General features: G+C 40.0%; 8 protein-coding genes. 1 reads left to right on the top strand and 7 read right to left on the bottom strand.

Annotation, left to right across the window (positions count from 1 at the left end; genetic code table 11):
* Nucleotides 1–64 precede the first annotated feature (64 nt).
* From Q0502_RS00500 to Q0502_RS00510, 3 genes are read right to left on the bottom strand one after another with little or no spacing between them, the layout of a single operon-like run.
* On the bottom strand, nt 65–1924 hold the full coding sequence (locus Q0502_RS00500; RefSeq protein ID WP_298645885.1) for a hypothetical protein: 1860 nt from the start codon (nt 1922–1924) through the stop codon (nt 65–67).
* A gap of 18 nt (nt 1925–1942) precedes the next feature.
* Nucleotides 1943–2314, bottom strand: a complete 372-nt coding sequence (locus tag Q0502_RS00505; protein WP_298645887.1) for a glycoside hydrolase family 20 zincin-like fold domain-containing protein — start codon at nt 2312–2314, stop codon at nt 1943–1945.
* Nucleotides 2315–2321: 7 nt separating this feature from the next.
* Entirely contained in the window at nt 2322–4178 is a 1857-nt protein-coding gene (locus tag Q0502_RS00510; protein WP_298645889.1) for a right-handed parallel beta-helix repeat-containing protein, read from the bottom strand.
* 293 nt (nt 4179–4471) lie between these two features.
* Between Q0502_RS00510 and Q0502_RS00515 the strand changes: the two genes are divergently transcribed.
* Complete coding sequence (locus Q0502_RS00515; protein WP_298645891.1) at nt 4472–8455, top strand: hybrid sensor histidine kinase/response regulator transcription factor; 3984 nt, start codon at nt 4472–4474, stop codon at nt 8453–8455.
* A 50-nt stretch (nt 8456–8505) separates the two neighbouring features.
* On the opposite strand, the gene Q0502_RS00520 is transcribed toward Q0502_RS00515, so the two are convergent.
* From Q0502_RS00520 to Q0502_RS00535, 4 genes are all read right to left on the bottom strand, one after another.
* Nucleotides 8506–9918: a sugar porter family MFS transporter gene (locus Q0502_RS00520; RefSeq protein ID WP_298645893.1), complete on the bottom strand. Its 1413-nt coding sequence runs from the start codon at nt 9916–9918 to the stop codon at nt 8506–8508.
* 171 nt (nt 9919–10089) lie between these two features.
* Nucleotides 10090–11202 carry a DUF4434 domain-containing protein gene (locus Q0502_RS00525; protein WP_298645895.1) on the bottom strand — a complete coding sequence of 371 codons (1113 nt, stop codon included), beginning with the start codon at nt 11200–11202 and terminating at the stop codon, nt 10090–10092.
* 12 nt (nt 11203–11214) lie between these two features.
* Entirely contained in the window at nt 11215–12294 is a 1080-nt protein-coding gene (locus Q0502_RS00530) for an SGNH/GDSL hydrolase family protein (protein WP_298645897.1), read from the bottom strand.
* 154 nt (nt 12295–12448) lie between these two features.
* Complete coding sequence (locus tag Q0502_RS00535) at nt 12449–13462, bottom strand: DUF4434 domain-containing protein (protein WP_298645899.1); 1014 nt, start codon at nt 13460–13462, stop codon at nt 12449–12451.
* Nucleotides 13463–13728: the final 266 nt, after the last annotated feature.

The following is a 13728-nucleotide window of genomic DNA, read 5'->3' on the forward strand; positions in this document are numbered from 1 at the left end:
ACATGCCGAAAATAATATTATCGAGTTTAGTATCAATATGTATTTGATTCTCATGATAAAAGTGTTATTGTTGATAAAAGAATGTATTTGGCTTGGCTACTGTCTCTTCCTTAAAGCCCTTTTGTTTTTTTAGATTAATATATCCGCAATCGATAACACTTACTTCAGCTTTATGATGATCCCCTTCAAAGGAATTACCTTGCACTTCGATATTCTTACAGTTTTGGATATCGATAAATGCCAAGTCATTAAAAATGGGTTTGTAATCTTTTGTGGACACAAAGGTATTATTTCTAATTATAAGGTCCTTCACACTAAGCGCATAAATGACCTGTGAATCGAATGTTTTTACCAGATTATTTTCAAATATGATCTTCCCGTGATAATAACCTCTCTCCCTTTCTGATTTTGGAATTTCAGGAGAAATCTGTAGTACCGATTGTGGAGCTTCTCCTCCTTTACCCATATTGACAAATGTATTATTGCGAATAATGACATCGCTTACATTCCCCGACTCGAACCACGAATTTGCATCGCCCGCAATAATGATTCCGGCCATCATAGAATCGAAGTAGTTATCTTCTATCAATACGGGTTTATGCGTTGATATCAAGAGACTTCGGGCTCTGTTGTTTCTTACAGTGCATCTTCGCATAACCAATGAAGCTGCGTTTGTAAGATTTTCGACTGCCAGCTGATCTGAATTGTCTGGCTTGGACAATGGTGTTTCGGATCTGATAATCCAATAATTGTCATTGATACTTTTTGCTTCTTTTACAACAAACCGGGTCACAGGTAATAAACTTTTACGGTTGATCAGTTGTAACGTATCACCTTTTGATGTAAAGAGGAATCCCTCTTGTTGCAAATGTCCGAACTGTACGGCGATGCAATCGTCATCCATAAATTCGTTTACAATCATATATGTACCATGTACATTGGTTGCGTCATCCAGCATGTTTTCGAAAATACAATCTTCGAATTGGATTGTACCGCGGCAATTGACAAAGTGTGTGGCATCGGCCGATGCTGATATAAATCGCTTTGAGCCTTCACGTAATCTGACATTGAACTTTTTCATGGAAACATGCTCGGTATTTTCACCGATAAGGGCCATTGCCCCAGCCATATAAATATTCATATCCGAAAAATTGATGTTCGAAGATGAATGTAGTACTATTCCCGGAAACATCCTGTTCAGTTTATACGGACCTTTATCGATATAGATGGACCCGACTGGTGGAACTTCTGTAGATTCGAATCCTGACAAACGGACTGTATGATTTCCCATATCCTCTGCTATGAGTTCACGTTTCCAATCGTGATGCAAATATTTTGATGTATAGTAGTAAGGGGCATTTGTCGCCGGATCGAATATTATGTTTTGCCCCAAAGACTGAGACCAATCGTAACCCATATAAAACATGCGGGTGCCCATTATTTCGTAGCGAATATCTTCAGCAAGTTTTAGATCAATACTTTTTTCGGCAGGATTATTGGCAATAACCAGCCCTTCGAAGATAAACGATGTATCGTAGTCGATATTGATCCCGGAGATAGATATGTCGGTACAATTATTGATGTAAAAAGGGACGATCGACCCGTGAAAAAGAAATTCCGTTTTGTCTCCTCGTATCTCGACGTTTTGCATTCCATCCAAATAAAAAGCAATCCGCTTGTATCCATTGTCATTATTCGATACACGGACAAACCTGCCTGCCGCTTTTTCCGGGTAAAAGTTGTATACTCCTTTTTCGAATTCAAGAGCAATATTACCGCCCTTGTTGTTCTCTAAAATTTCAAAAATCACCGATGTATAGTCGTTCCTTTCACCCAGCGGAATCTTGATAACACTTGTCCTTTCCGTACCCAAAACCGTTAAGCTGATACTTATACAAAAAAATAATCCTAATAACTTATTCATAATCTACTATTTCTTCTTTCAATTTAGACATTGATAATGGGGCGATATGATATCCTTTTTTATGCCATTTTGAGAAGGCGACTCGATCGTGATTTTTTTTGAGGTTATTGTCAATCGATAGGCTTCAGGGTTTTCTCCTGCATTTAAATTGATTCTGAGATCTATCACCACACCCCGTGTACTTGGTGACAGGTCAAAATCAGAAATAAGAACTTCTTTAATGTAACTTTGATTTTGTTTTTCTCCTTTGAGATTGAATCCTTGGGATAAATCACAAATACCCCTTTTTATTTCTATCGATTGCGGATAAGGAATGATATTGATATCCGTTGCCCCGGTTCTGATTGTGACGAATAGGGTTAATAGAAATGAAAGTACTAATCTGTTCATACTTTTATTATTCTTTATCTTCAGTTATTAATAGTTTATCCCCGTATTGATAGACATCACTAAAGCGCATATTTTTAATGGTGATATTTTTTCCGGGGAAGTCGTCGGAAAAGTTATTCTTCCCAACTTTTACATTTCGGCATCCATCAAGGTATATGTTGGTTTCCCTATAAAACTGTGGATATGAATCTGTCTTTATTAACTTATTGTAGGTGAAACTTAACCCATCTACCGACCTGGCGAATAGTAAAGCATAGTCATAATGCCTGAATACATTCTTTTCTATTTTTATATTGCGATGATAGGCGGGGGTGTCTATTCCTGACGGACGTACTGAAGGAGTAATGGATATGACTGCTTCGCCCCAGCCCCATGGATTATCAATAATGTTATTTCCTGATGTATAACAATCTTCGAATACATTGTTACGGATTATGACATTTTTTACAGCTCCCGATTCGAACCACATATCTGCATCTCCTTCAATCAGGATAGCAGCACCAGCTGAATTAAAGTAATTATTTTCAATCAGCACCTCGGATGGAGTGGTTACAAGAATGGATCGCGCACGGTTTTTCTTCAGCATTTTACAATTGCGCACGGTGAGAGTCGGAACCCGGTCTTTGTTCTCGAGTAAATCCCCTTTCTGCAATTTTCCTAAAATTGATTTATCGAAAGTAATGATATATCCTATAAGCTTATCCTGTGTATCATATTCGGGTTGCTGTTTCAGGACTTTTAGCTCGTAATTACGCTGCATAGTAGCAGAATCTAAGGCCCATGCATTTGCACCGGGATCAAATCCGATATATCGGGGATTGGGAGCAACTAAAACACAGCGGTTATTTATAATATTAAGTATTTTAGCATACATACCATGAATATTCATAAAGTCGTCACCTGCACCACTTACAGAACAACCCTCGAATAATATGTGTCCCTTGCACCCATTGAAGTGTGTGGCATCGGCAATAGTACTGAAAGCCCTGTCCTTTTTATCATTACTAATAATGTGGACATTGTTTAAACTAATATTTTCGCTTTTGTAACCATGAACTCCGCAACTAAGTGTGTGATATATGTTTATATTTTCCAGTCTGGTATTAGCACTTTCTTTTATATCGATTCCATTGGTAAGGTATGTTGCATGGAAGAAAACAATTATTGTTCCGGGTTTTGGTTTTATCAGGGGTTTAAAATGGAACCTGACTCTCCCTTCACCTAATAAAGTAACTTTTGCATTGTATAAAGAATCTCCCAAAGGGCGGTCGCGGGTTTGAAAGATTATATCCTTTGTCTTCTCATCGTACAGGTTTGTATATTGCGGAACAATTTTCCTGCGCCACCCTTCACCCAGAAACCAGATAGTGTCATTTACTATTTCGTAAGGATATTCCTTGGGGTCGATTTCCATATCTACATAATGATCTGAAGCTTTTATGATCTTTGCTTGTGAATTGTATGGCCGATCCCAATCAATATTGAAGTTTCTCAGATAAATATTCTTGGACCTTTGTATACGGAAAGGCATCACTCTCCCATGAAAGATAAAATCGGCTCCATTCCCTTCAATTGTCACATTTTCCATCTGTTCCAGGTCGAAGGCTATTGTTGTCTTTTCAATGCCATTCTCTATTCCTTCTGCGTAGAAATCGTATCTTCCGTTCTCAAAAACTAATCTCAGCCCATTTTTGTCCTTATTCTTCTTCAGAATCTTATCCAATAAAGGGATAATATTTTCTTTTGTATTTGGGATAATGCCAAGATCAGAAATTCGGATGGTGTGATCTTCTGCGGACATGCCATAAACCGATCCTGACAGAAAAAGGACCATTAAGTAGGATACCAGACTATTGCAATTCATATTGAAGAGTATTCTTTTTTGTATTACAGCCGTAATGTTTACAAAATTCCCAATAAAAGTACTTATAGATAAAACTATCGGCATATACCATTGTCCAAAATACATACAAAAATAAAGTTGGTCAGAAAAAAATGGTAGAAATAATCAAACGTACATCCTGTTCAGACATATATGTATAAAGACGATTTGCGATTTCATGACATATGTTATATCTTTAATGTGTAATCCCGCATGTTTTGCAAGTTTTACATGATAAATTTGTTCTTATTATACATACATATATAGACGGCCTTATGTCAATGCGAAATTTTACTCTGATTATTTTATTTTTTACAGCTTTTTCTCTATCTGGACAGGTAGACCAAGTCATAAAAAATTATATCCATATTAGCAAGAATGATGGAATTGTAAGTAATACCGTTACTTCCCTTTCCGACGATATTTATGGCCGGATATGGATTGGAACAACTACGGGATTAAATATTTTTGACAGTAATCAGTTATCCATTGTTGAACGGCATGCAGGTTCGTATATATACTCTCTGTATGATACAGGTACGGAAATGCTTATTGCGACACAAGGATATTTAGAGGCATATGATTATGAATTAGGGACATATTCTCGTTTGACAAATGATGAACATGGCGATAATGATAAAGATATTAAATATATTTCGTCCATTTTTAGGTATCACGATCAAATTATACTTGTCGGTAACGGGGCAATTTATGGCTATGCGGGCGGTAAGGTGCGTATGATCAAAAATGATATTCCATATTACATTATGAATGTAGATAAGTTTGGCACCCTGTGGGCGTTATATCGTGATATAGTTTACAAGATAGATGATGACTTCAATATAATACGCTCTTATAAGCTGACCAGTTCTGACAAATCTCCATTAACCGGAATTTGTTTGTATCCCGATTCGAAGGGTACTGTATGGGTAGGAACGGTAAAAGACGGACTCTATCGTTACAATAGGGCTTTTGATGATTTCAAAAAAGAAAATATAGTGGATACATATGAGATAAATGAAATCGAGAATATTGGTAGTATCAATGAGGATAAATATGATAGGCTTTGGATAGGTCACAATAGTGGGTTGGCTGTATACGATTACAACAATAATTATTTCAAGAATTATAAACTCGAGAATAGTTATAATATAACGTTGACTACTACCATAACTGGGATATATATGACCAAAGGGCAAGATATGGTTTTGGGAACATTTTTCACGGGGTTTTTCTATATAAAGGAACTTAATTCGAATATGAGTTTCAGTAATTTGGGTGATTCAGGTGGAAAAACCGGTATTGTAACAGCCAATGGAATTATAAAAGATAAAAATGATAACCTTTGGATAGGGACAAACTGTATGGGAATAAGTGTATTAGATCGTGATAAAAACATAATTAGGCATATAAATCATACTAATGCAGGTATCAATGACAATATAGTGTCTTTGGAGATAGACAATAACGATAACGTGTGGGCTGGCTCTCTTTCGAACGGTCTTTACAAAATAACTCCGAATGGAAGAATAACACACTACATACATCGACAGAATGATACTACCTCCTTGGCCGGCAGTAGAGTTTATGGGTTGTATTCGTTAAATAAAGACAGTTTGGTTGTCGCCACAAATAAGGGGATTGACATATACTTGCATGGAAAGGGTATTTTCTCGAATATTGTTCCGTCAACTACCGAAGATTTTGCCTCTTTTAATATTTATGAATATAAAAACTATATCTATATTATTGATATCTATTCTTTTTTCCGTTTTGACAGGAACAGTGGGAGGACAGAAAAATTCAATTTTCCGCAGTATTTGGACAATCAGTTTCAGTGCAGTTATATGGATGAGAGAGGACGGTTATGGATAGGAACAACTAAAGGTGAACTTTTATTATTTGAACATGATAAGTTAGTGACTTATATATCTGATAATAAAAAGATTAACAATCGTATTGCCAACATCCAGGGTGATAGAAATCAAAATTTATGGTTGGCTTCAGGTAATGATATACTTCAAATATTCCCTGATAAGAAAATTAGAAAAATTAATCTCGCATGGGGACTGGGTGAAAACGAATTCAATGTGCGTTCGTGTTATACCGATAAGGATAAGACAATCTATTTTGGCACAACTGACGGGCTTTTAAGCTTTAACCCTCAGGATATAACCCCACAGGAAAAAAAAGCACCAGAACTTTATATTTCTGACTTTAAATTGTTCAAGAATTCAGTTACTCCCGGAGAAACCCATATTTTGGAAAAACATATCAACAACACAACGAAGTTGACCCTTAACAATAATCAGAATTTTATATCTTTTACTGTTGCCAGTGTCGATTTTAATACTGATGAAGGAGTATCATACAAATGTATGTACATGCTTGAAAACTTTGACAATAACTGGTATGAAGTTAATCCGGCATCTAATGAGATCATATTCACCGGTTTGTCAACAGGTAAATACATGCTCCATATACAACTGACTTCTGAAGAAGAGGAGGTATTAGCATCCAAGGGAATAGAGATCGTTGTGAAACCTCCGTTCATGCTTAGCTGGTATATGATCATACTCTACGCCGCAATATTTGTTATTGTATTATGGCTGATCACAAGGTTCGTTAAGCGACAGCGTTTGACAATAGAGATTATTGATCAGGCTAAACGTAAGCAGGAAGAATTGACAAAACTAAATGCCCTGAAGTTGGATTTCTTTACCTATATTTCGCACGAATTTAAAACGCCTCTGGCGATTATCTCGACCCTTCAGGAAGAAATAATATCTAATAGCAGTGAACTGGATAGCGATATTAATATTTTTAAACGGAATGTAAAACGTCTCGAATATTTGATAAATCAACTGATGGATTTCCGTAATATGGAGTCCCAGCATGCATCTGTGGAATATGGAAAGTATGATATTATTCCGTTCATTGAAGGGATTTACGAGTCATTCACCCTTCTATATAAACAGAAAAGAATAGAACATCAGTTTATAACGGAGATATCCTCTCTTCCAATGATGTTTGATGCCGATAAAATGGAAAAGCTTATCGGTAATTTGCTGAGTAATACATTTAAACATACCCAGCAAGGGGGGAAGTGCTATCTCAAAATAGTGAGAGAAGAAGACAAGTTAGTGATTGATATTTATAATAGTGGGGTTTGCTTTACCGATGAGCAAAAGGTTGTTATTTTTCAACCGTATTACCGGACAAACACATCCAGTACATATCCCAATAGTGGCATGGGGCTGGCTATTGTAAATAGCATAGCCAAGCTGCTCAATATTGAACTGGACGTAATTGCGGTGGAGAATGAGGGGAATATATTTAGAATAAGGATTCCTGTTATTCAGGATGATAGCATTGAAATCAGTCCCTCATCCATGCAGAACAAGATTGTAAATCAGATTATCGACAACACAATGTATATCGAAGAACAAACTAACTATTTCACCGAAAATAGCTCTACGACATTCCAGCTTTTAATTGTCGACAATGACACGGATACGCGAAAGATGCTCAAGAGAAAGCTTCAGGATCATTTTCGTATTTTGATCGCATCGACCGCTAAGGAGGCTTTACAGTTGCTGAAATCTCAAAATATGGATCTAATAATCAGTGATATATATATGCCTGAAATGGATGGATACAGTTTTTGTAAAGAAGTGAAAGGAAATCCACTGACTCAGCATATTCCGGTGTTTCTCATTACATCCGAATCATCCGCCGAAGCCAAGATAAAAGGCTTTCAGTCTGGGGCTGATGCTTTCCTGCGAAAACCAATTAATATTCAAGAACTTATTTTGAGAATCGACAATATGTTGAGACGAAAGAATGTGCTTCGTAATTATTACTCCGGGATTAATCAATCAATAATAGAGAAGACGGAGGTCAATAATACGGACGAAATATTCATTAAGGACCTGACCGAGTATATATACTCCAATTTGAGCGATCCCGATCTTTCTGTCCATAGGTTGGTACAGCATTTTAATATTAGTCGCACACAATTGTATTTTAATATTAAGCGGTTGACGGATCAGACCCCGTCTCAGTTCATGCTGAACATTAAAATGGCCAGGGCAAAGCAGTTGTTGCTGTCTACAGAGCTCACTTCTTCTGAAATATCATATAAACTTGGATATTGTAACCCTAACCATTTTAGCCGTCAATTCAAAGAGTTTTATCATATTTCACCCAGCATATTTCGTAAGCAGTTTCTTTCATTTAAAAACCAGTATAAAGAATAGCTGAATATATTCTCACTAATAAATCCGTTGAATACCTTTCAAAAAAGGATTTAAGAAACAGACTTCTTTTTTAACCAGAAGCGCTCGATATCTTCCAGTGATTTACCGGCGGTCTCAGGCATCAGTTTCCATACGATAAGCATATAGGGGATGCACATGAATGCGAACAGGAAGAATGTGCCTGCGGGTGTGGCGTTTTCGAGCATCCATGGGGTGAGTTGTCCGATAAGATAGGTACCAACCCATAACGAGAATCCTGCGATGGACATGGCCAGCCCCCTTATCTTTGTGGGATACATCTCAGACAGGAATACGAAGATTACCGCGCTGATGGATCCTGCCGTGAAGAAAATATAAGCAAGGAAACAACCCAGTAAAAACAGGCTTGACATGCCTAACGATTCGCCTATCAGGAAATAAATTCCGATGAGGATCAAGGATACGATCATACCCGAAACACCAATATAAACCAGTTTTTTCCGTCCGACTTTGTCTATGATCAAAAGGGCAAGTACCGTGGTTCCCATATTTACCAGACCGATCAATGACTGGTAGAACAGGGAATCACCGCTCGAGAGCCCGCTTGTCTCGAAGATGGACGGACCATAATACAACACGGCATTCACCCCCATAAATTGCCCTAGGATGGCGATGGCGGAACCGATCAGCACCGCGCGGAAGATAGCCGGGGTCATGAGCAGTTTCCAATCCGATTTCACTTCCGACTGCAACATCTGTTTGGTTTCGTTGATCTGAAAGGAGACCTCCGATGCTTTGGTGTAAATTTTGGAGAATATCCCCGACGCGGCGTTGTCTTTTCCTTTCACGATCAACCAGCGGGGGCTTTCGGGAATGAAAAAGATAATAATGAAAAACATCAGGGCGGGAAGGGTTTCGGCGCCCAGCATCCCTCGCCAGGCTTCGGTTCCGAAGATTTTGAACAACAGAGGATTTTCAGATGAAAACTCCATTGACACCTTCAGCAGATAGTAATTCATGAGGTAGGCGCCCAGGAAGCCTACTGTCACCGCAAGCTGGTAGAGGGAAACCATTCTGCCGCGGTGGGAAGCGGGCGAGACTTCCGAAATATAGAGCGGACATACAATCGACACAATGCCGATACCTATGCCTCCGACAATACGGTAAACAACCAGTTGGTCAAGATTGGCCGAAATAGCGCATCCGGCAGCAGAGACGGTAAAAAGTACCGCGGAGAGCAGCATGGTTTTTTTTCGACCCAGCCGGTCGCTTAAGGTGCCGGAGAAAATCACGCCCAAGATTGAACCTACCAGCGCGCAGCCTACATACCACCCACTTTGGATGGTTGTCAGTGCAAACTGTCCAGTCACCTGTGACACTGTTCCCGAGATCACGGCGGTATCGTATCCGAAAAGGAAGCCGCCTAATGCTGCGACCACCGAAAGAAAAATCACATAACGACTAATATTCTCTGCTTTCTGCATCTCTAATTATAAATTAAATATTCTATGTATGTTGCACTGTTTTTTTCCTGTACTCAGGTGATCTCAACTCAGGCATAACCGTCCGGGAACAATATATAAGTTGTTGTCTCCCTTGAATTCCGGTGATCTCCCATCTTTATTCCGCGAGTTCGGGTGATCTTTCCTCCTTTATTACAGATTAAAGTATTCCTTATACCGGTTATACAGATTTCCTGCCTGAATATAGGCCGACTGCGGACTCATAAAATGAGAAAACTCAAAGGTGATCGCTTTGTCATAGCCGCATCGTTTGGCTGCCTCCAGTTTCATGCGGAGCTTGTCGAATTTGATCGGAAGAAACTTGATCGGCATATCGCGGTCGAACGACTCGGCGTTTGTCCAGCATTGCATACCGTATTTGTCGGCCAGTTTTTTGTTCACTGTAAAAAATGCGTCCAGCTCGTCGTAATCGATTTGGCCGTCCTGGAATGCCACAGCATCTACCACCTCGTGGATCCCCGCGAATATCTCATCCCACTCTTTTTCATGTTGCTGGATCGATACCACGTCCTCTTTGGTAAGAGCGGTTCCGCTTGCAGCCACCGCCTTTTTGCCGTCGATCCATGGCGAGATAAATGTGGGCAATCCTCCGGAGATATCTTTACACTGTTTGCCCATAGCGTAAAAGGCGCCGATGGCCCCTTTCGTGGCACGGCTTATCTCACCGCTTACATACCATCCTCCGAAACTTTTGTATTTTTCGCCGTAGTTTTTCCATACTTCGTCGATCACATATTTGTTATCTTCAATTTCGTGGGACATGTCGCCGGTTGCCCAATAGTGGCCGGAGTCATACAGGCCAAAATAGAACTTCATGCCGTATTTTTCCGCGAGGCGCAGGTACATATCCACCAGATCGACCGACGGCATGAAACAGCCTTTGCTCAATAGATATTCCGACGGGTAGGTAATAAATTTCTTGTATCCGGAACGGATCATGATCACCGTATCGATACCGATGGCCTTCATATATTGGAAATCCAGATCCCATTCCGCCTCTCCCCAGTTCTGATGAGGGATATCGTGAGAGATCTCATCCAGGAATGTGCCGGTTATTTTTATCCCGTTATTCCCGGGTACAATGAGTTTGCTTTTCAACTCATTGTTCTTATATATGTCGGAATGATTGTCTCTTGCTGAAGATGATCCCGCTGCGCCGTCGCAGGCAGATAACGCAGGGATAGCCGCTACTGAAACACCGGCAAGAGCCGCTTTTTTGATAAAATCTCTTCGATTGTTTTGCATTGTTTTTTTGTTTTATTGATTGTTGATCTGGCGGATAGTGTCATACATTTTATCGGCAAAACGTAAAAAACCCAGATCGGTGAAATGGATACCGTCTACCGTAGCTTCCCCGTCACTGCCGATCAGATTATCGTTTGCCAGATAATATACGTTTTTATCTCCTTCGCGTTTGATCTTTTCATATTCTTCCCGCAACAGCCTGTTCTTCTCCGTTATTGTCCCATAGATGCTTTTATCGTAAAACGAATGAGGAAAAATGACTGTCTCCACGAAAAGGATCGGGATATCGGGGTTTGCTTTACGCAATATATCGAAAAAAGGCCTTGTTTTTTCTGCCAGCTGCGTAGCATTGACATTGGGAATAAAATCGAGCACAAACAGTGATGCATCCCGGCGGGTTGCCATTAATTCCGCAATCTCATAATCGAGCTGTCCGTTGCCGCTGAACCCCAGATTGATCACCTCTCTGTTTAGCCGACGGGCAAGGATATTGGTGTATGACATTCCCGGTCTCGATGCACATCCTCCCTGTGTGATACTGGTTCCGTAAACAAGGATCGGGTGCGTGGTGTCGGGGTAGGGAAGTACAGGGTTTTTAATATACGCCGCGGAATCTATTCCTATCGAAAGAGAGATTACCCCGTCATAAAGCGGGAGGAACATCATATATTCCCGTTCCTGCGGTGTCATATCTGAGATAATGGTCCGTTCATTCACTTTTCCGGAAGGAAGCCCGGCTTTCACGGGTTGCCAATGGCCACCTTCCCAGGCATACAGATCGATACCCTTGATACCCGTTTCGGTCATATGATTCATCCGGTTGTCCCCTGTCACTTCCCATTTCGCGGAGATAGCCGTACTGTTTGTACTGAAACGGATTGCCAGTCCTGAAGTGTTTTTTCCCAGGTTCCATACCGGTGGCCGGCATACCTCTTTCAGGTAGGCAGGGAGTCGCTCGTACCGGGTTTCGGTTTCGTCCGACGTCTTTCCGATCAACGGGAATTGATCCGCATCATAATACACAGTTTGTGCATGGATCTGCGAAGCAAGAATATAAAAAATGCCGACAAGTAAAGTGTTTATTCTGTTCATCTTGATGAAATTATTATGGCCTGTTTTTATCTTCGATAATGAGAAATTCGTACAGATGAGACCAAGATAAGTGTCCAGGCACTGTTCGGACATTCGGCTATTCAATATTAAATTTACCATATAACAAAGATAACAAACAGCTATGATAGAAGGGTTACATTATTCTATTCTTTAAGAATCGGCGTTTTGCCAATCCCATATAAAGGATCTCAGAGTCCGGATGACCGGCGAAAGCCAAACTGTCCGGTTTATTCAATAACCCCGTATACTGATAGATGAATATCTTTTCTACAAACGGTGAAACAGCTTCCAGTTGCTGAATGACCCTTTCGGCAGGTGCGGGCAACAATGCGCTTTGATATACTTTCCCCTCAAACCGGAACACTTCTACATCGGCCCATAGGCGGGATCTGGCCGCTTTCTTGTGAAGGCTGTACAATTGCTCGAAGTATCCGGCGCTTTCTTCTACTTGCGTTTTCTCCACCCCGATTTCATCCTGGTAAGCGATATAGTCCACATTCAGCTTTTCTAACTGACCTGCATATTTGTCATCGGCTTTCACATTCCTTGTTCCATAAGGAGCTATCAATGTTTTTGTGCCTGGCATCAGTTTTGCCGCTTCGGCAGAAGATGCGTTTACGTAATCGATAAAGAAATCTTCATAGTGTCCTGATATTCCTGTTTCATTGGGAAAATACCATCCGTAGAAACTTTTGTGATGCGCATATTTTTCAGCGATCTCATTCATGGCTGTCAACCGTAATTTATTGATTTCGGGATCTGTCATCAGAAAATAAGGATTCGTCCAGTCGCCGAAGAAATCGTTGCTGATAAAAAACTTTACTCCGTATTTGTCCGCGGTGCTCAATACGGTTTCGAGCGGATTTTCACAGCCCATCTCGTGTTGGGGAAGTAATGCGGACGGATAGAATGTTTTATCGTAAATGGCTACGTTGAGCAATACCAGATATCGGATACCGCTGTCGGCAATTTCTTTTACCTTCGCATCCCACTGTGCCGCGGAGAATGTTTTCAGGGTTTCATTCCAGTATTTCCCTTCGGCAAGGTTATGGTGCTGGAATTCAAACCAGGATCCTTCGATGGGTTTTATTTTTTCCGAATTGTGTCGGATCGCCGCCCTTATTTCATGAGCAATACTACCCAGCATAAGTGTTACTCCACAAGATCTTAAAAAATCGCGTCGCTTCATAACACAAAATAAGTAATAAATATAACTGACTCCAATTTTAAATTTATTTTATTTTTTGAAGCTTGCGCAAAGGTGTTTATATCCCCTGCAAACGGGAACGGTATATATAAAACCAGAATCGCAACATAGGATCCTTTAAGTAATTATTCTACAATACCTGCTCCGCCACCTGATTGAAATAATCTATCGATTGTTTTATCCGGGGCAGGTTGTTCTCCCAGTCC

This window comes from uncultured Proteiniphilum sp., assembly GCF_937873925.1.
In the GTDB taxonomy this organism is placed as follows: domain Bacteria; phylum Bacteroidota; class Bacteroidia; order Bacteroidales; family Dysgonomonadaceae; genus Proteiniphilum.